This window comes from Actinocorallia aurantiaca (assembly GCF_039533685.1).
In the GTDB taxonomy this organism is placed as follows: Bacteria; Actinomycetota; Actinomycetes; order Streptosporangiales; family Streptosporangiaceae; genus Actinocorallia; species Actinocorallia aurantiaca.
Window position 1 is genome coordinate 537621 of the sequence record NZ_BAAATZ010000012.1, and the last position, 18843, is coordinate 556463.

At 70.8% G+C, this 18843-nt stretch carries 15 protein-coding genes; 7 read left to right on the plus strand and 8 right to left on the minus strand.

Annotated features, from left to right (window positions below; genetic code table 11):
- Positions 1-149: 149 nt before the first annotated feature.
- The 3 genes from ABD327_RS17630 to ABD327_RS17640 all read left to right on the plus strand — a co-directional run bounded on the left by ABD327_RS17630 (position 150) and on the right by ABD327_RS17640 (position 5124).
- On the plus strand, positions 150-1355 hold the full coding sequence (locus tag ABD327_RS17630) for a thiolase family protein (protein ID WP_344451498.1): 1206 nt from the start codon (positions 150-152) through the stop codon (positions 1353-1355).
- Positions 1352-3445, plus strand: coding sequence for a 3-hydroxyacyl-CoA dehydrogenase NAD-binding domain-containing protein (locus tag ABD327_RS17635; protein WP_344451499.1), 2094 nt, complete (start codon positions 1352-1354; stop codon positions 3443-3445). The genes ABD327_RS17630 and ABD327_RS17635 overlap by 4 nt, the downstream gene beginning before the upstream one ends.
- A 197-nt stretch (positions 3446-3642) precedes the next feature.
- Positions 3643-5124, plus strand: coding sequence for a hypothetical protein (locus ABD327_RS17640; protein ID WP_344451500.1), 1482 nt, complete (start codon positions 3643-3645; stop codon positions 5122-5124).
- 16 nt (positions 5125-5140) lie between these two features.
- On the opposite strand, the gene ABD327_RS17645 is transcribed toward ABD327_RS17640, so the two are convergent.
- The 5 genes from ABD327_RS17645 to dxs all read right to left on the minus strand — a co-directional run bounded on the left by ABD327_RS17645 (position 5141) and on the right by dxs (position 11654).
- A complete protein-coding gene (locus ABD327_RS17645) occupies positions 5141-6235 on the minus strand; it encodes a baeRF3 domain-containing protein (protein ID WP_344451501.1) in 1095 nt (364 codons plus the stop codon).
- 148 nt (positions 6236-6383) lie between these two features.
- A complete protein-coding gene (locus tag ABD327_RS17650; protein WP_344451502.1) occupies positions 6384-6791 on the minus strand; it encodes a hypothetical protein in 408 nt (135 codons plus the stop codon).
- Positions 6792-6861: 70 nt separating this feature from the next.
- Positions 6862-8175: an FAD-dependent oxidoreductase gene (locus ABD327_RS17655; RefSeq protein WP_344451503.1), complete on the minus strand. Its 1314-nt coding sequence runs from the start codon at positions 8173-8175 to the stop codon at positions 6862-6864.
- Between the two features lie 34 nt (positions 8176-8209).
- Entirely contained in the window at positions 8210-9694 is a 1485-nt protein-coding gene (locus ABD327_RS17660) for an amino acid permease (protein WP_344451504.1), read from the minus strand.
- A 55-nt stretch (positions 9695-9749) separates the two neighbouring features.
- On the minus strand, positions 9750-11654 hold the full coding sequence (dxs, locus tag ABD327_RS17665) for a 1-deoxy-D-xylulose-5-phosphate synthase (protein ID WP_344451506.1): 1905 nt from the start codon (positions 11652-11654) through the stop codon (positions 9750-9752).
- Between the two features lie 130 nt (positions 11655-11784).
- On the opposite strand from dxs, the gene idi reads away from it, so the two are divergent.
- Positions 11785-12351, plus strand: a complete 567-nt coding sequence (idi, locus tag ABD327_RS17670) for an isopentenyl-diphosphate Delta-isomerase (RefSeq protein ID WP_344451507.1) — start codon at positions 11785-11787, stop codon at positions 12349-12351.
- Here idi and ABD327_RS17675 read toward each other — a convergent pair.
- The gene (locus ABD327_RS17675) at positions 12341-12784 is read right to left on the minus strand and encodes an ASCH domain-containing protein (protein ID WP_344451508.1); all 444 of its coding nucleotides are present in this window, start codon (positions 12782-12784) and stop codon (positions 12341-12343) included. The genes idi and ABD327_RS17675 overlap by 11 nt on opposite strands.
- Before the next feature lie 255 nt (positions 12785-13039).
- Positions 13040-15775, minus strand: coding sequence for an aconitate hydratase AcnA (gene acnA, locus ABD327_RS17680; RefSeq protein WP_344451509.1), 2736 nt, complete (start codon positions 15773-15775; stop codon positions 13040-13042).
- 348 nt (positions 15776-16123) lie between these two features.
- Here acnA and ABD327_RS17685 point away from each other — a divergent pair, with 348 nt between their 5' ends.
- From ABD327_RS17685 to ABD327_RS17695, 3 genes are all read left to right on the plus strand, one after another.
- Complete coding sequence (locus ABD327_RS17685) at positions 16124-16699, plus strand: PadR family transcriptional regulator (protein ID WP_344451510.1); 576 nt, start codon at positions 16124-16126, stop codon at positions 16697-16699.
- 105 nt (positions 16700-16804) lie between these two features.
- A complete protein-coding gene (locus ABD327_RS17690) occupies positions 16805-17398 on the plus strand; it encodes a PadR family transcriptional regulator (protein ID WP_344451511.1) in 594 nt (197 codons plus the stop codon).
- A gap of 2 nt (positions 17399-17400) precedes the next feature.
- Positions 17401-17883, plus strand: a complete 483-nt coding sequence (locus ABD327_RS17695; protein WP_344451512.1) for a DUF1707 SHOCT-like domain-containing protein — start codon at positions 17401-17403, stop codon at positions 17881-17883.
- A gap of 192 nt (positions 17884-18075) precedes the next feature.
- Here ABD327_RS17695 and eda read toward each other — a convergent pair whose 3' ends face one another.
- The gene (gene eda, locus ABD327_RS17700) at positions 18076-18711 is read right to left on the minus strand and encodes a bifunctional 4-hydroxy-2-oxoglutarate aldolase/2-dehydro-3-deoxy-phosphogluconate aldolase (RefSeq protein WP_425547137.1); all 636 of its coding nucleotides are present in this window, start codon (positions 18709-18711) and stop codon (positions 18076-18078) included.
- Between the last annotated feature and the right edge of the window lie 132 nt (positions 18712-18843).

Genomic DNA, 18843 nt, shown 5'->3' on the forward strand with positions numbered 1-18843 from the left:
GGCCATAACCCCAAAAGAGCGGGGGTTCTTACGTCCGGGTGGCGAAGTCCGGCCATCGCCCCCGTCAGTGATTACTGACTAGTAACATGCTCTGTTACCGATGGGTAGCCTCATCGGATCCGAGCATTGAAGCCAGAGGAGACCTGATCGTGCCCCGTATCGCACGTGATGTCGTGTTCGTCGACGGCGTACGCACGCCGTTCGGCAAGGCCGGGCCCAAGGGCCTGTACGCCGAGACCCGCGCCGACGACCTGGTCGTCCGCGCCATCCGAGAACTCATCCGGCGCAACCCGGGCCTGCCGCCCGAGCGGGTGGACGAGGTCTCCATCGCCGCCACCACCCAGACCGGCGACCAGGGCCTGACCATCGGCCGGTCCGCCGCGGTGCTGGCCGGGCTGCCCAAGTCGGTGCCGGGCTACGCCGTCGACCGCATGTGCGCGGGCGCGATGACCGCGGTCACCACCACCGCCTCCGGCGTCGCCTTCGGCGCCTACGACGTGGTCATCGCGGGCGGCGTCGAGCACATGGGCCGCCACCCCATGGGAGAGGGCGTCGACCCCAACCCGCGGTTCCTGACCGACAAGATCGTGGACCCGTCCGCGCTGGTCATGGGCCTGACCGCGGAGAACCTGCACGACCGCTACCCGGAGGTCACCAAGGAGCGCTGCGACGCCTACGCGGTGCGCTCCCAGGAGAAGATCGCCGCCGCCTACGCCGCGGGGAAGATCCAGCAGGACCTGGTGCCGACCGCGATCCGCTCGGCGGACAAGGGCTGGGGCCTGGCCACGGCCGACGAGCCGCCGCGCCCGGGCACCACCGTCGAGGACCTCGCCAAGCTCAAGACCCCGTTCCGGGTCGCGGGCAACGTGACCGCGGGCAACGCCGCCGGGCTCAACGACGGAGCCACCGCCTGCCTGCTCATGGCCGAGGAAGTGGCGCGGGAGCTGGGCCTTCCGGCCCGGATGCGCCTGATCGACTTCGCCTTCGCGGGCGTCGAGCCCGAGGTCATGGGCATCGGCCCCGTCCCGGCGACGGAGAAGCTGCTGGCCCGCAACGGCCTGTCCGTCGAGGACATCGGCCTGTTCGAGATCAACGAGGCCTTCGCCGTGCAGGTGCTGGCCTTCCTCGACCACTTCAAGATCGACGAGGAGGACCCGCGGGTCAACCCGTGGGGCGGCGCGATCGCCGTCGGCCACCCGCTGGCCTCCTCCGGCGTGCGGCTGATGAACCAGCTCGCCCGCCACTTCGCCGAGCGCCCCGAGGTGCGCTACGGCCTCACCACCATGTGCGTCGGCATGGGCATGGGCGGCAGCGTTCTCTGGGAGAACCCGAACTGGGAAGGCGCGGAGAAGTGAGCGACCTCAACGAGATCTTCGCCGACGAAGTGGTCACCAAGGCCCTCGTCCGCGACGTCGAACTCCCCCGCGGCGCGGGCACCCTGGCCCTCATCACGCTGGACAACGGATTCGACCACACCAAGCCCAGCACCTTCGGGCCGAACGGCCTGAACGAGCTGGGCAGGGCCCTCGACGCCGTCGCGGCCCGCGCCGCCGCCGGGGAGATCGCGGCCGTGGGCCTCACCGGCAAGCCGTTCATCTTCGCCGTCGGCGCCGACCTCAAGGGCATCCCGCTGATCCGGGACCGCGAGCAGGCGCTGGCGATCGGCAGGCTCGGCCACGACGTGTTCCGCAGGCTCGGCGAGCTGGAGGTCCCGTCGTTCGCCTACTACAACGGCGCGGCCATGGGCGGCGGCGTCGAGGTAGGCCTGCACTGCACCTACCGCACGGTCTCGCGCGGCGTCCCGGCGTTCTCCCTGCCCGAGGCGTTCCTGGGCCTGGTGCCCGGCTGGGGCGGCACCTACCTGCTGCCGAACCTCATCGGCGCGGAGAAGGCGCTCAAGCTCATCATCGACAACCCCCTGGCGCAGAACCGGGCCATCAAGGGGCGGCAGGTCTTCGAACTGGGCATCGCCGACGCGATCTTCGACACCGCCGACTTCCTCGAGGAGTCCCTGGCGTGGACCGCGCGGGTCCTCAACGGGGACGTCAAGGTCGAGCGGCCCGCCGTCGACAAGGGCAAGGCGTGGGACGACGCGGTCAACATGGCCGGATTCGTCCTGGAGGGCAGGCTGCACGGCTCGGCCCCCGCGCCCGTCCGCGCGCTGGAACTGGTCCGCCACGCCAAGGACCGCACCCGCGACGAGGGCTTCGCCGCCGAGGACGAGGCGCTGGCCGACCTCATCATGTCCGACGAGCTGCGGGCCGGCCTGTACGCCTTCGACCTGACCCAGAAGCGCGCCAAGCGCCCCGCCGGCGCGCCGGACAAGTCGCTGGCCCGCAAGGTCTCCAAGGTCGGCGTGGTGGGCGCGGGCCTGATGGCCGGGCAGCTGGCGCTCCTGTTCGCCCAGCGCCTCGAGGTGCCGGTCGTCATGACCGACCTGGACCAGGAGCGCCTGGACCGGGGCGTGGCCTACGCCCGCGGCGAGGTCGACAAGCTGACGGCCAAGGGGCGGGTCACCGCCGACAAGGCCAACCGGCTCAAGAGCCTGATCACCGGCTCGCTCACCAAGGACGCCTTCGCCGACGCCGACTTCGTCATCGAGGCCGTCTTCGAGGAGATGTCGGTCAAGCAGCGAGTGTTCGCCGAGGTCGAGGCGGTCGTCTCGCCTGAGTGCGTGCTGGCGACCAACACCTCGTCCCTGTCGGTCACCGAGATGGCGAGCGGGCTGGAGCACCCCGAGCGGGTCGTCGGCTTCCACTTCTTCAACCCGGTCGCGGTGCTGCCGCTGCTGGAGATCGTCCGCGCGGGCCGCACAGACGATGTGACGTTGGCCACCGCTTTCGCCGTCGGCAAGCAGCTGAAGAAGTCCTGCGTGCTGGTCAAGGACGCCCCGGCGTTCGTGGTCAACCGCGTCCTGCTGCGCCTGCTCGCCGAGATCGTCGGCGCGGTGGAGGAGGGCACCCCGATCGAGACGGCCGAACGCGCCGCGCAGCCGCTGGGCCTGCCGATGAGCCCGTTCGTCCTGCTCGGGCTGGTCGGTCCGGCGATCGCGCTGCACGTCAACGAGACACTCAACGCGGTCTTCCCCGAGCGGTTCCCCGTCTCGGAGAGGTTCCGGAAGTTCGTCGAGTCCGGCAAGAGCGGCGTCTACCTCCCGGACCTCACCCTCGACCCCGAGGCGGTGGAGATCTTCAGCGGCGGCGACCGGCCGTCCACCGAGGAGCAGGTGCTGGCCCGCGCGGTCGAGGGACTGGCCCAGGAGATCCGCCTCATGCTGGACGAGGGGGTCGTCGCAGCGCCCGAGGACGTCGACCTGTGCCTGCTGCTGGGCGCGGGCTACCCCTTCCACCTCGGCGGCATCACCCCCTACCTGGACCGCACCGGAATTTCGGAGAAGGTGAACGGGAACCGTTTCCTCGCCCCGGGCGTTGCAACTGTGGGATAGGGAATGTCCCGATGGACCGCCGGACACGGGACTGGGGGGTTACCGGTCCGGCTAACGGGAGGCGTCCCGTGTCTTCGTGACACGGGACGCTTTTCGTTGCCTCGGCGTCGGGTCAGAGCACTGAGTCGGCGAGGCTTATTGATGAGGGATGTCCGTTAGGACACCATAGGAGCCCGCTGAAGTCGTCTGGGGGAGTCGTGGGATTCGGAATCCGCTACTTCGAGCTCGACCCGGATGCCGTCCGGCAGCGCCTGCACGCCCTCGGGGCCTGGTGCCGGCAACCTCCCCACCACGTCCGCAAGGTCGCGCTGACGGGACCGCAGGGCGGGGTCTGGGGCGGGCTCCGGTCGGACGGCGAGAACCACGTGCTGGCGCTGATGCGGGGCGACCAGGCCACCCGTGAGGTGCGGGTGCAGGACTTCGAGGCGGCCTGGCAGATCCTCGAGGGGCTCGGCCTGGTCACCAGCGGCCGGCAGGAGAGCCTCCAGGAGGTCTGGGAGCTGCACGGCATCGAGTTCCGGCTGACCGAGGCCGCCGGGCTCGCCCCCGCGCTGGAGATCAACGCCCCTCAGGAGGAGCACGTCCGGTGGGCGGTGATCCAGCTGCGGCTGGACCCGGCCCGCGCCCTGCTCCCGTCCGCCGCTCCCCCGCCCTCCTCCGCCGTCTCGAGCCCCCAGACCGCCGTCGCCCACCCCGGCGGCCCGGCCGTGTCCGGACCTCAGGCGGCAGCGCACCCGGGCGCCCCGGCCGTCTCCGGGCCTCAGGCCGCCGTCACGCACCCGGGGGGCCCCGCGGGACACGCGGCGCCCCAGCCGCCCGTGGCCCCGGTACCCGCCGCCATGCCCGGGCCGCCGGCGGCCCATCCGCCTCCGCCGCCCGGAGCCGGACCGGCGACCCGCGTGGAGCAGGCGCCCCGGCCGGACGTCGAACCGCAGGCGCTGGTCACCGTGCCGATCCCGCCGCGGGGCCCGGTCCCCGTGGCCCCGCCGGTTCCCGCGCCTCCCGCGCCTCCCGTGCCCGAACCGGAGCCGGGACCCGAGCTGCTGCGGCAGTTCGTCGTGGCCGAGACCGGCTGGACCGGCGAGGCCAGCGAGTGGGTGCCGGGCGAGCACTGGATCCACTGGGCCGTGGTGCTGGAGAACCCCAACACGCTCTACTGGTGCGAGTTCCCCACCGTCCAGATCACCGTGCGCGACGAGCACGGGCAGCTGCTCGGCCAGCACGAGCAGGTGCTGACCGCGCTGCCGCCCGGCGCCCGCATCGGCTGGGCCAGCGCGCTGGAGATCACCGGCAACCGACCGCACACCCTGGAGATCACCCCCAGGCCGGCGGACTGGTACCCGACCGACTCCCGGCCCGAGGACTTCCCGCCCTTCACCTACCAGGCCGTGCAGTTCGAGCTCAGGGGCCAGGAGTGCGAGGTGACCGGCGAGATCCTCAACCCCTACCCCATGGGGATCGAGGAGGTGGCGCTGGTCGTGCTGTTCCGCGACGCCAGGGGCGCCCTGGTCAGCGGCGAGATGACCTTCGTGGAGGGGCTGCCGGCGCACGGCTCGACCCCGTTCAAGGTCGAGGCGACCGTGCCCGCGTCCTACGGCCCGATCGCCTCGCTCGATCTGCTGGCCCTGCCCTGGTCGTCCGGCGACTCCAACCCGTGGGAGTCCGCGCTGCACCGATGAGCGCCCACGCGGATCCTCAGTAGCGCAGGATCGCGGCGACGCGGCCGCTCTCCGCCAGCGACTCGTCCGGAACGAAGCTGACCGCGCCGTCACCGCGCAGCACGGCCTCGATCAGGTCGTCCACCGCGTCGTTGACGAACTCGCCTTCGCCGTCGCCCCCGCCGGCCTCCGCCAGGCGGCCGTCCTGGAGGCGGGCCGGAGCGAGGTAGTGCTCCTCCACCAGCAGGTGGCGGATGCGGCCGGTCCCCGCCAGCTCCCAGCACTCCTCCAGGCCTCCGGCGAACCTGCGGGACGAGCGGGCCCCGTCGAGTTCGTCCAGCGCCCTCCGCTGCGCCCGCTCGCGCTCCTCGACCAGGACGGGCGCGACGACCGCGGCGATCTCCGCGGGCGTGGCGTTGTCGAAGCTCCCCTCGACGGAGCCCATGACCGACTCGGCCAGGACCGGGCGGATGCTCTCCAGGAAGGACGTGACGTGCCGCTGGACCCCGACGACCACGACCGGACGGGGGTCCTGCTTGAGCGTCTCGAGGAGGTTGCTCTCGATCTGGCGCAGGAACTGCATGCGCCGCTCCTCCTCCACCGGGAACTCGCGCGGGCTGAAGCGTCCCTTCTCCTCGGGGAGCGGGACCGCCTCGTCGTAGACCATCGGGAACAGCGCGTTGCGCGCCTCGTCGATCCGCAGGCCCTCGCCCTCCAGCAGGCGGGTCTTCCTGCCCAGGACCAGGACCCGGTACTTCCAGGTGTTCTCCAGCATGGCGACCAGGTCGCGGGTGGCGAAGCTGTCGTCGATGATCACCCGTTCGACGACGTCGACGTAGGGCAGGACGAAGGAGTGGATCTCCCTGCCGCGGGCGGCCAGCAGCACCAGCGCCTCCGCGGTGTGGTCGAAGTCGACCTGCGCGGCGGCCTTCTCCAGGTCGTCCATGAGCTCCTCGACGACCCGGTTCTCCAGCTCCAGTTCGCGCAGCCGGTTCCGGGTCTCGTCCAGGAGCACCTTCAGCCGTATCTGGTCCTGCCGGCGCTCCGGGAGGCGGCGGTGGGTCGGCATGATGAGCGAGACGGCCGGGAACGGCCGAGGTGCATGCAGGCCGGCGAGCTGCGACGCGTCCACAGAAATCCCCCGATTCCTTGCGTTCACTGTCTCAACCAGGCTACTTAGCCGTCACTTGCCTCAGGTCTCCAACGATCTCTCATTGAACAAAGATGGCTTGGCACTCGGCGCGGCGCCCGCCGTCGCGCCGGGGAACCGGCCGAGCCGGTCAGACCCTGTCCGCGGAGAACAGCTCCCAGTAGTGGCCGACCCGGGACTGGAAGGTGCCCAGATCCCGGCCCGTGTACGTCCAGCGGCCCCGCAGCCGCCAGGAGCGGCCCGCTCCGTCGAGGAGGAGGATCTCCAGGGAGAAGGCCGCGTCCTGGGCGCGCGGGACGCCGGCGCGGTCGACGCCGACGGTCCTGAGCAGCGGATCGGACTCGCAGCGCACCGCCCGCAGCCGGGTGCCGGGCGCCTGCCTGAGCAGTCCCCGCTCGAGGTCGCGGGCGAGCAGGGCCGAATAGTCCGAGCCGAGCCATCGGAGTCCGGGAAGGAGCTCGGGAGGTGGGAAACCGTACAGCTGAGGGCTGCCGGTCAGGTCGCGGAACCTCACGTCGAGGGTAGTCACCAGCACCACTTCCCTGCTCCGACCCCGAGGGGGCCATGGCGATCAACGGCCCCCGATGGTCTTGCGAATCAAAGGACGGTCAGTGGATCACGCAAGCGGAACGCATGGCCTCCCAGGTGCCCAGCTTGACGCTTTCACCACGTGAGAGAGACTCTGCCAGTGCTCTCTCCGCCGCGTCCAGACCCAACCAATGCCGATATGTGACGATTTCAACACCTCGGGAGCGGAGCAGCTCCGCCATGTCCCCCTCCGGACGCGGACGGGACCCCAGTTCCGACAGGAGCGTCTGGACGGTCTCCGCGGCGTCGGACTTGTTGGTGCCCACCACCCCGCTCGGACCGCGCTTGATCCAGCCCGCCGTGTACTCGCCCTCGGCCACCCTGCCCTTCTCGTTGCGGATGACCGACGCGCGCTCGTCGAAGGGCACGCCCCGCAGCGGGACGCTCCGGTAGCCGACCGAGCGGATCACCATGCCCACCGGGAGCGTCTCGAACTCCCCGGTGCCGGTGACGCGCCCGTCCACCAGGGCCGTCCTCTCCAGCCGGAGGCCCTCCACCCGGTCGGAGCCCAGGATCTCGGCGGGCGCCAGCCAGAACCTCAGCTCGATCCGGCGGTCCGCGGGCTTGGGCTCCCCCGTCCAGGCGCTCATCGCCGCGACGTTCCCGCGCACGTGCCGGTCGGTCCCGGCCAGCTCCGCGCTCGCCGGGTCCAGCTCCATGTCCTCGGGGCGCACATGGATCGAGGCGTGGGGCAGCTCGCCGAGCTCCCTGGCCTCCTTGGTGGTGAACTTCGCCTGCGCGGGGCCGCGCCTGCCGATCAGGTGCACGCGCTTGATCCGGCTGCGCGACAGCGCCTCCATCACGTGCACGGGGATGTCGGTCTCGTGCAGTTCCTCGGGGGTCTTGGCCAGGATGCGCACCACGTCCACCGCGACGTTGCCGACCCCGATGACCGCGGCCTCCTCGACCGACAGGTCGAAGGAGTGCCCCGAGGCGTCGGGGTGGCCGCAGTACCAGTTGACGAAGTCGGTGGCGGCGATCGACCCGGGAAGGTCCTCCCCGGGGACGCCCAGCTTCCGGTCGACCATCGCTCCGGTGCTGTAGACCACCGCGTCGTAGCAGGCGAGCAGGTCCTCCCGGCTCATGTCCCTGCCGAGCTCCACGCCGCCGAAGAAGCGCACGCCGGGACTCTCCAGCACCCGCTGGAGGTACCGGGCGATCGCCTTGATCGACTTGTGGTCCGGGGCCACCCCGTAGCGCACGAGACCGTAGGGAGTGGGCAGGCGGTCGAAGACATCGACCTCCACCCCGTTCTTGACCAGGGCTTCAGCCGTGTACAGTCCGGCAGGACCGGCACCGATCACGGCGACTTTAAAGTCCGTCACACTCGGCATTGTGCCTGCAATCACATTGCGTGAACATGGTGAGCTAGATCACGGATCGGGAGCTTTTCTCGGGCGCCGTCAGTAGCTTACTGTGCCTGCGCCCGTACGACGCGTAGATCACCGTGCCCACTAGCATCCAGACGACGAACCGGATCCAGGTCTCGACCGGGAGGTTCGCCATCACGAACAGGCTGCCCAGGACCGAGAGCACCGGGACCAGCGGCACGAGCGGGGTGCGGAACGCCCGGTGCAGGTCGGGGCGGGTGCGGCGCAGCACCAGCACGCCGACGGAGACCAGCACGAAGGCGAAGAGCGTGCCGATGTTCACCAGCTCCGCCAGCGCCGACAACGGGATCAGCCCGGCCAGCAGGGCGACGACCACGCCCATGAACACCGTCGACCTGGCGGGCGTGCCGTACTTGGGGTGGACGTGCGCCAGCCACGGCGGCAGCAGGCCGTCCCGGCTCATCGCGAAGAACACCCGGCTCTGCCCGAGCATGAGGATGAGCACCACCGTGGTGAGCCCGAAGATGGCGCCGACGTTGATGATCCCGGCGAAGAACGGGTGGCCGACCGACTTGAAGGCGTCCGACAGCGGCGCGGACTCGCTGAGCTCGGTGTAGGACTGCATCCCGACGACGACCAGGGAGACCGCCACGTACAGCAGCGTGCAGATGGCCAGCGAGCCCAGGATGCCGACGGGGAGGTCGCGCTGCGGGTTGCGGGCCTCCTCCGCGGTGGTCGCCACCACGTCGAACCCGATGTAGGCGAAGAAGACGATGGCGACCGCGCCGAAGACGCCGAACCAGCCGAACGCGACCGGCGTGACGCCGAAGAGCACCTGGATCAGCGGGGCGCGCACGCCCTCGACGGTGTCGGTGCTCTCCGGAGGCGGGATGAACGGGATGTAGTTGGCGGCCTTCACGAAGAACAGCCCGGCGATGACGACCAGCGCGACCACCGCCAGCTTCACCACGACCATCAGCGCGTTGATCCGGGAGGAGATCTTGATCCCGAGGGTGAGCACCGCGGTCACCGCCAGCACGATGAGCACCGCCGGCAGGTTGAACCGGGCGGTCTCCCCCGCCAGCGAGGAAGGCAGGTCGACGCCCAGGCCCGACAGCAGCGAGGCGAAGTACCCCGACCAGCCGACGGCGACCACCGCCGCGCCGAGCGCCATCTCCAGGATGAGGTCCCAGCCGATGATCCAGGCGGGGAACTCGCCCATGGTGGCGTAGGAGAAGGTGTAGGCGGAGCCCGCCACCGGCACGGTCGAGGCGAACTCGGCGTAGCACAGGGCCGCCAGGGCGCACACGACCCCGGCGACCACGAACGACACCGCGACGGCCGGGCCCGCGTACTCGCGGGCGACCCGGCCGGTCAGCACGAAGATGCCGGTGCCGACGATGACGCCGATGCCGAAGACCGTCAGATCGAGCGCCGTCAGGTCCTTGCGGAGCCGGTGGCCCGACACCTCGGTCTCCCTGATGGAACGCTCGACCGTCTTGGTACGGAACAGAGTGCCCATCCACGCTCCTCGTCACGGTGTGCGCCTAACTCCACACACACCGTAACGGTTCGCGTCAGGATGCGCGAGAAGGCCCGCTCCCCCTCTTGACGACCTTGGCGTGCGCGGCCGTGATCTCCTTGGCCAGGTCCTGCGGGGTGAGGCCGATCTCGGCCAGGATCTCGGCCCGCTTGGCGTGGTCCAGGAACTCCTGCGGGATGCCGAACGTGCGGATCGGGACGTCGACCTCGGCGTCGCGCAGCAGGCGGGCCACCGCGTCGCCCACCGCGCCGGTGCGGCCGTTGTCCTCCACGACGGCGACCAGCTCGTAACCTTCGGCGGCCCCGGCCAGCGCCGGGTCCAGCGGCTTGACGAACAGGGGGTCGACCACGGTCACCGCGATGCCCTCGCTGACGAGCCGCTCGGCGACCTCCACCGCGGAGGCGACCATCGAGCCGGCCGCCACCAGCAGCACGTCCTTGCGCTCGCCCTGGACGATCACGTCCATGGAGCCGATCTTCCCGACGGCCGGGATGTCCTCGCAGACCGGGCCCTTGGGGAAGCGGACCGCCGACGGGGCGTCGTCGATGTCCAGGCAGGCGCGCAGCAGGGAGCGCAGCCGCTCGCCGTCGCGCGGGACGCCGATGTGCATGCCGGGGACCAGCTGCAGGATCGACAGGTCCCACATGCCGTTGTGCGAGGCGCCGTCGTCGCCGGTGACCCCGGCGCGGTCCAGCACGAAGGTCACGGCCTGCTTGTGCAGCGCGATGTCCATGAGCACCTGGTCGAAGGCGCGGTTGAGGAAGGTCGCGTAGATCGCCACCACCGGGTGCAGCCCGCCCAGGGCCAGGCCTGCGGCCGACGTCGCGGCGTGCTGCTCGGCGATGCCCACGTCGTAGATGCGGTCGGGGTGGGCCTCGGCGAAGGCGGCCAGGCCCACGGGGTGCAGCATGGCCGCGGTGATGCCTACGACGTCCTCGCGCTCGGCGCCGATCTCGAGCATCTCGTTCGAGAAGACCTTGGTCCAGCTGATCCCGCCGCCGCCGGCCTTGCCCTTGCCGGTCATCGGGTCGAACGCCCCGCCGCCGTGCATGTGGTCCTCGACGTTGGCCAGCGCCGGGCCGTAGCCCTGGCCCTTGACGGTGATCGCGTGCACGATCACCGGGCCGCCGAAGTCGCGGGCCTTGCGCAGGGCGCGCTCGACCGCCTGCTCGTCGTGGCCGTCGATGGGGCCGATGTACTTCAGGCCGAGGTCCTCGAACATGGCCTGCGGCTGCAGCATGTCCTTGAGGCCCTTCTTGAGGCCGTGCAGCGCCTCGTAGGCCAGTTCGCCCGCGACCGGCACCTTGGGCACGGTCTTCTTCACCAGGTCGAGCGCCTTCTCGTAACCCTGGGTGACGCGCAGGTCGGCCAGGTGGCTGGCCAGGCCGCCGATGGTCGGCGAGTAGGAGCGCCCGTTGTCGTTCACCACGATGATCACCGGCCGGTCCTTGCCGGCGGCGATGTTGTTCAGCGCCTCCCAGCACATGCCGCCGGTCAGGGCGCCGTCGCCGACCACCGCGACCGCGTGGCGGCCGGTCTCGCCGCGCAGCTGGAACGCCTTGGCCAGGCCGTCGGCGTAGGACAGCGCGGTCGAGGCGTGGGAGTTCTCGATGGTGTCGTGCTCGGACTCGGCCTGGCTGGGGTAGCCCGAGAGCCCGTCCTTCTGGCGCAGCCGCACGAAGTCCTGGCGGCCGGTCAGCATCTTGTGGACGTAGGCTTGGTGGCCGGTGTCGAAGAGGATCCGGTCGCGCGGAGAGTCGAACACCCGGTGCAGCGCGACGGTCAGCTCCACCACGCCGAGGTTCGGGCCGAGGTGCCCGCCGGTCTTGGAGACGGCCTCGACCAGGAATTCCCTGATCTCCGCGTGCAGCTCGGGCAGGCTGTCGGCGTCGAGGCGTTTGAGGTCGTCAGGGCCTTTGATCGACTCAAGCAGGCTCAAGCGGTCATCTCCTCTGGAGTAGAGGCCTCCAGCGCTCTGTACGCTCCCGGAGCAGGCCCCTGCGGCTTATGGTTGCCCAGAGTTTAATGCGGGTTGGCGGAACTGGCGGAGCGAGGAGAAGAAAGTTCAGATGGGCGAGAAGATAGTGTTGCTAGACGAAGCAGGACAACCCACCGGAACAGCACCAAAAGCGGAGAGTCACCACAAAAATACACCTTTCCATCTGGCGTTCTCGTCCTACCTGGTCGACGCCGCCGGACGGGTGCTGATCAGCCAGCGCGCCCACCACAAGGCGAGCTTCCCCTCGGTCTGGACCAACAGCGCCTGCGGGCACCCCGCTCCGGGCGAGGGCCTGCGCGAGGCCGTCACCCGGCGGGTCAGGAGCGAACTGGGCCTTGACGTCCGCGACATCACCCTCGTCCTGCCCGGCTTCGTCTACCGGGCCGAGATGAACGGGGTGGTGGAACACGAGTGGTGCCCCGTCGTGCGCGCCCGGGTCGACGAGGAGCCCGTGCGCGACCCCGACGAGGTCGAGGCGTTCGAGTGGCGGGACTGGCAGGGCGTCCAGGCCCTGGTGCACGAGCCCGGCGCCTCGCCCTGGTTCATCGAGCAGATGGAGCACCTGGTGAAGCTCGGCCCCCCGCTGGAGTGGGAGCAGGCCGACGAGGGCCTGCTGCCGCCCGCCATCAGGTGGTGAGCACGCGCTCCCGGTGAGAGGGCGGCTCCAGGAGCATCGCCTCCACCTCGGCGGCCAGGGAGGGCTGGACCGTCCACAGCCCGCCCTGGCGGCCGAGCGCCACGATCGGGCGGCGCAGAGGGCGCACGTCCTCCAGCCTCCAGTGGTGCTCGCCCTGACGCGCCCACTCCCCGCAGGCGCAGGAGGGGCCGCCGTCGCACACGTCGGTGAGCTCGGCGACGGCGATCGCCGCGCCGAGGGTAGCCAGGGGGTCGGACGGGTCCCAGCCCGCCGCGCGCACCCGGGGCAGGCCGCAGGAGTCGAGGTCCACCCGCATCGCCGCGTGGATCAGGAGCGTTCCACGGTAGGACGTGGGCTCCGACTGGTTGGACAGCCGCCGATGGCCCCGGGCGACGGCCCAGGCGTAGGGCTGCCTCACGCTGATCGCCTGCACGCGCTTCCTCCCGGGGTCCGCCTGACTCCCCACCTGACTCGACCCGTCATCGAGCGGATGGCCGGCTCAAACCGAAGTATGAGGGTTCACCGCCGTCAATCAAGGCCCGGCGGTGGTCCGATCTCGGATCCCCGACCGGTGGGGCGCCGGGTCCGTCCGTAAAGCTTGACAAGAGAATTCCACTTTTACCACCCCCGGAAGGGAGAGACCGCCGTCCGGTCGGCCCGGACGGCGGTCTGCGCGGTTCCCTGATCCCTACTTGGAGATCAGGCTCCGCAGCACGTACTGCATGATGCCGCCGTGCCGGTAGTAGTCGGCCTCACCCGGGGTGTCGATGCGGACGACCGCCTCGAACTCCTTGCCGTCGGCCTTGACCGTCACGGTCCGGGGGATGCCGCCCTCGTTGAGCTTCTCGATCCCGGTGATCTCGAAGGTCTCGCTCCCGGTCAGGCCCAGCGAGTCGGCGCTCTGGCCCTCGGGGAACTGCAGCGGGATCACGCCCATGCCGATGAGGTTCGAGCGGTGGATGCGCTCGTAGGACTCGGCGATGACGGCCTTCACGCCCAGCAGCGCGGTGCCCTTGGCCGCCCAGTCGCGGGAGGAGCCGGAACCGTACTCCTTGCCCGCCAGGACGACCAGCGGGACGCCGGCGGCCTGGTAGTTGGCCGAGGCGTCGTAGATGAAGACCTGCGGGCCGCCCTCGACGGTGAAGTCGCGGGTGTATCCGCCTTCGACGCCGTCCAGCAGCTGGTTGCGCAGCCGGATGTTGGCGAAGGTGCCGCGGATCATGACCTCGTGGTTGCCCCGGCGCGAACCGTAGGAGTTGAAGTCCTTGACCGCGACGCCGTGGGTCTCCAGGTACTGAGCCGCCGGGGTGCCGACCTTGATGTTGCCGGCCGGGGAGATGTGGTCGGTGGTGACCGAGTCGCCCAGCTTGGCCAGGACCCGGGCGCCGTGGATGTCGGAGACCGGGGCGGGCTGCGCCGGCATGCCGTCGAAGTACGGGGCCTTGCGGACGTAGGTGGAGTTCTCGTCCCACACGAAGGTGTCGCCGGTCGGGATGCTCAGGCCCTGCCAGCGCTCGTCGCCGGCGAAGACGTCGGCGTAGTCCTTGACGAACAGGTCCTGGGAGATCGAGCTCTCCACGACCGCGGAGACCTCTTCGGGGCTGGGCCAGATGTCCTTGAGGTAGACCGGCCCGTCCGTGCCCTCGGCGATCGGGTCGTTGAGGATGTCGATGTCCATGGTGCCCGCGAGCGCGTAGGCGATGACCAGCGGCGGCGAGGCCAGGTAGTTCATCTTCACGTCGGGGCTGATGCGGCCCTCGAAGTTGCGGTTGCCGGACAGGACCGCGGTGACGGCGAGGTCGTTGTCGTTGATCGCCTTGGAGATCTCCGGCTCCAGCGGGCCGGTGTTGCCGATGCAGGTGGTGCAGCCGTAGCCGACCAGGTTGTAGCCGATCTTGTCGAGGTACGGGGTGAGGCCCGCGCGCTCGTAGTAGCCGGTGACGACCTGGGAGCCGGGCGCCATGGAGGTCTTCACCCACGGCTTGCGGGTGAGGCCCTTCTCGACGGCCTTCTTGGCCAGGAGGCCCGCGCCGACCATGACGTACGGGTTGGAGGTGTTGGTGCAGGAGGTGATCGCCGCCACCGTCACCGCGCCGTGGTCCAGCTCGAAGGAGGTGCCGTCGGCCAGGGTGACCTGGACCCGCTTGTGCGGGCGGTCGTTGTTGCTCTCGTTGGCGGCGGCGGTGCCGACCGCCGGGGAGTCGGAGGCGGGGAAGGACTCCACGCCGGCCTCGTCCTCGGCGTCCTTGACGTAGTTCTGGACGTCGCGGCGCCAGGTCTCCTTGGCCTTGGAGACCTCGATGCGGTCCTGCGGGCGCTTGGGGCCGGCGATGGACGGCACGACGGTGGACAGGTCGAGCTCGAGGTGCTCGGAGAAGTCCGGCTGGGCCTCGGGGTCCAGCCACATGCCCTGCTCCTTGGCGTACGCCTCGACGAGCGCGACCTGCTCGTCGGAGCGGCCGGTCAGGCGCAGGTACTTCAGGGTCTCGCCGTCGATCGGGAAGATCGCGCAGGTGGAGCCGAACTCGGGGCTCATGTTGCCGATGGTGGCGCGGTTGGCCAGCGGCAGGGCGGCGACGCCCGCGCCGTAGAACTCCACGAACTTGCCGACGACGCCGTGCTTGCGCAGCATCTCGGTGATGGTGAGCACCAGGTCGGTGGCGGTGGTGCCGGACGGCAGCTCGCCGGTCAGCTTGAAGCCGACCACGCGCGGGATGAGCATGGAGATCGGCTGGCCGAGCATCGCGGCCTCGGCCTCGATGCCGCCGACGCCCCAGCCCAGGACGCCGATGCCGTTCTCCATCGTGGTGTGGGAGTCGGTGCCGACGCAGGTGTCGGGGTAGGCGACGCCGTTGCGGTCGAACACGACGCGGGCCAGGTGCTCGATGTTCACCTGGTGCACGATGCCGGTGCCGGGCGGGACGACCTTGAACTCGTCGAAGGCGGTCTGGCCCCAGCGCAGGAACTGGTAGCGCTCCTGGTTGCGCTCGTACTCGACGGCGACGTTCAGGCCGAAGGCCCGGGGCGAGGCGTAGTTGTCGACGATGACGGAGTGGTCGATGACCATCTCGGCCGGGGCGAGCGGGTTGATCTTGGACGGGTCGCCGCCCAGGTCGCGCACGGCCTCGCGCATGGTGGCGAGGTCGACGACGCAGGGCACACCGGTGAAGTCCTGCATGATCACGCGGGCGGGCGTGAACTGGATCTCGGTGTCGGGCTGGGCGTTCGGGTCCCAGCCGCCCAGGGCGCGGATGTGGTCGGCGGTGATGTTGGCGCCGTCCTCGGTGCGCAGAAGGTTCTCCAGGAGAACCTTCAGGCTGTACGGGAGGCGGGCCGAGCCCTCGACGGCGTCCAGTCGGTAAATCTCGTAGGTTTTCTCGCCTACCCGCAGTTCACTCTTGCTGCCGAAGCTGTTCGCGGACACTTCCCGTCCTCCTCCTACACGGTGTGCCGCCGAGCGGCACACCGGACATCTGCCTGGGCGCTGATCGAACTTCCCCGTACCGCTGCCTGGCCTTCACGGTCCGGCGCGGCGAAGCGATGGGTGTTCTCCCCGAGAATCCTGCCGTAGTCCCGATCGTACTCAGAACGCAGGTAAGCCTAACTTCGGCCGGTTTTCTCTTGACGTCAAGGTATCCAGGATTTGTCTTGACATCAAGTTACTCACAAGTAGAACCACCATCCTCCCGCGAGGGTCGACGCTTGCCAAGCGAACATTCTCGATATATCGTTAGCTCTATCAAGAACAAACGAGACTGATCGGAGCAACACCATGTACGGAAGACGACACGGGGGACGGCCCCCCTTCGCCCTGCTCGACCCCGAGTTCTCCTTCGGCCCCGGACGGCGCGGCGGTTCCCGCGGGGGCCGGCGCGGCGGAGGGTTCGGCAGGACCCGGGCGGCGGTCCTCCTGCTGCTCGCCGAGGAGCCCCGCAGCGGACACCAGATCATCCAGGAGGCCGGGGAGCGCAGCGGCGGGCTCTGGAGCCCGCGGCCCGGCGCGGTCTACCCGACCCTGCAGCAGCTGGCCGACGAGGGCCTGGTCCGCGGCGAGGAGTCCGAAGGCCGCAGGATCTTCACCCTGACCGACGAGGGCCGCGCGCACGTGGAGGCCGAGCCGCCCACGGCGCCCTGGACGGACGCCCCCGCCGGGCCGGGCGACCTCGCCGAGGTCCTCAAGGACGCCGCCCGGATCGGGACCGCGCTGGTCCAGGTGGCCAGGGACGGCACCCCCGAGCAGCTCGCCGAGGCCCGGAGGCTCGCCGACGACACCCGCCGCCGCCTATACGGCATCCTCTCCGAGGACCGGGGCGAGCCCACCGACGGCACCGCCGCCGAGGAGAAGTGACATGCGCCCCCTTCCGGGGGCCGGCTCGCGGATCCGGGAACCAAAGTTCCCGGATCCGCGTTATCGATATATCTTTACGATATCGACAGCGATCGGAGGAACCTGATGCGCGGACGGCACGGCGGGTGGCACGGCCCGGGGCCGGAGTCCCTCTTCGGCCTGGGCGAGCGCCGGGGCCGCGGCCCCTGGGCGGGTCCCGGCGGCCCCCCCTTCGGCGGCCCGCCCCGCAAGGCCAGGCGCGGCGGGGTGCGGGCGGCGATCCTCCTGCTGCTCTCCGAGGAGCCGCGCAACGGCTACCAGATCATCCAGGAGGCCGAGGAGCGCAGCGGCGGCGCCTGGAAGCCCAGCCCGGGAGCGGTCTACCCCGCCCTGCAGCAGCTGACCGACGAAGGGCTCATCCGAGGCGAGGAGTCCGAGGGCCGCAAGACCTTCACCCTGACCGACGAGGGCCGCGCGCACGTGGAGGCCAACCCGCCGGAGGCGCCCTGGGCCGAGCACGCGGACCCGCAGGAGTGGCCCGGGGACGTGAAAGCGGTCTTCAAGGAGGCCGCGCAGCTGGGAACGGCGCTGATCCAGGTGGTGCAGGCGGGCACGCCCTCCCAGATCACCGAGGCGCGGAAGCTCATCGGGGACACCCGGCGTCGCCTCTACGGGATCCTCGCCGACGAGACGGACGAACCCGACGAGAACGAGGAGTGACGATGCGCCACGACCGCCACCAGGGACCCCAGCGATGGATCGCGGCCGCCCAGCAGCGCGGGTGGCCCGTCGACGGCGGCGCCCGCCCCGATCTCCGGGTCGGGGACACCGAGCGCACGGCCGTGACCGAGGCCCTGCAGCGGCACTACGCCGAGGGCCGGCTCGACGGGGACGAACTCGAGGAACGCCTGGACCGCGCCCTGGCCGCCAGGACCGAGCACGACCTGTCGGAGGTCGTCCGGGACCTGCCCGGTCCCCCGCCGTGGCTCCCCGCCACGGCGCGGCGGGGCGGAGACCTCCGCCACCGCCGTCACCCCGGGAGGCCGCGCCTCTTCGGAGCGGCGCTGACGCTGGTCCTCGTGGTCTTCATCCCGCTGGCGCTGATCACGAGCACCCCGCTCCTCTTCACCCTGGTGAGGATCCTGTTCTTCGCCCTGCTCTTCGGCCTGCTCTTCCGCCACCTGCGCCGGATCTGGTCGCGCTGAGGCCGTCGGCCTCGCTGAGAGCCTGAGGCCCCCAGCCCCGCCGAGATCCCCGGCCGTGTTGAAGCCGCCAGCCTCGCTGAGAGCCTGAGGCCTCCGGCCCCGCCGAGGCCCCCGTCCACACCGAGGCCCCCGGCCGTGTTGAGGACGCCGGCCTCGCTGAGAGCCTGAGGCCCCCAGCCCCGCCGAGGCCGCTCAGGCCGTGACGGGGTCCGCCAGGGACGCGGCCTCGGCCGCGAGCTTCTCGATCCGCGCCCAGTCGCCCGAGGCGACGGCGTCGGCGGGGGTCAGCCAGGAGCCGCCCACGCAGGGCACGTTGGGCAGGGTGAGGAAGCCGGGCGCCGAATCCAGGGTGATGCCGCCGGTCGGGCAGAAGGACAGGCCCGGGATCGGACCGTAGAGCGCCTTGAGGAAGGGCGCGCCGCCCGCCGCCTTCGCGGGGAAGAACTTGAGCTCGGTGACGCCGTGCTCCAGCAGTGCCATGGCCTCCGAGACGGTGGAGACCCCGGGGAGGAAGGGCAGCCCGCTGCCGGTCATCGCGGCGCGCAGGGCGTCGGTGCAGCCGGGGCTGACCAGGAAGCGGGAGCCCGCTCCCGCGGCCTCCTCCACCTGCCAGGGCGTGACGACGGTGCCCGCGCCGACCACGGCGTCGGGGACCTCGGCGGCGATCCGGCGGATGCCCTCCAGCGCGGCCCCGGTGCGCAGGGTCACCTCGATCACCGGCAGGCCGCCCGCGACCAGCGCGCGGGCCAGCGGTACCGCGCTGTCCACGTCGTCGAGCACGACGACCGGCACCACGGGTGCGAGCTTCATCAGGTCCAGGGTCCGCATGTTCATTCCTCGGGTCTGCGTGTCGGAGCCCGCGGCACGCCTTCCCCGTGGCCCCTCTGCCACGGCGGCGCGCTCACGGCGCTCACAGCGAATTGTCTCCTCGCGGGACGGTCGCGGCCCCTCCGCCACGGC

Coding starts and splice junctions, on each gene's coding strand:
- ABD327_RS17655 (WP_344451503.1), bottom strand. CDS start 8,175: ATGCCGAGTGTGACGGACTTTAAAGTCGCCGTGATCGGTGCCGGTCCT.
- ABD327_RS17660 (WP_344451504.1), bottom strand. CDS start 9,694: ATGGGCACTCTGTTCCGTACCAAGACGGTCGAGCGTTCCATCAGGGAG.
- idi (WP_344451507.1), top strand. CDS start 11,785: ATGGGCGAGAAGATAGTGTTGCTAGACGAAGCAGGACAACCCACCGGA.
- ABD327_RS17685 (WP_344451510.1), top strand. CDS start 16,124: ATGTACGGAAGACGACACGGGGGACGGCCCCCCTTCGCCCTGCTCGAC.
- ABD327_RS17690 (WP_344451511.1), top strand. CDS start 16,805: ATGCGCGGACGGCACGGCGGGTGGCACGGCCCGGGGCCGGAGTCCCTC.
- ABD327_RS17695 (WP_344451512.1), top strand. CDS start 17,401: ATGCGCCACGACCGCCACCAGGGACCCCAGCGATGGATCGCGGCCGCC.
- eda (WP_425547137.1), bottom strand. CDS start 18,711: ATGCGGACCCTGGACCTGATGAAGCTCGCACCCGTGGTGCCGGTCGTC.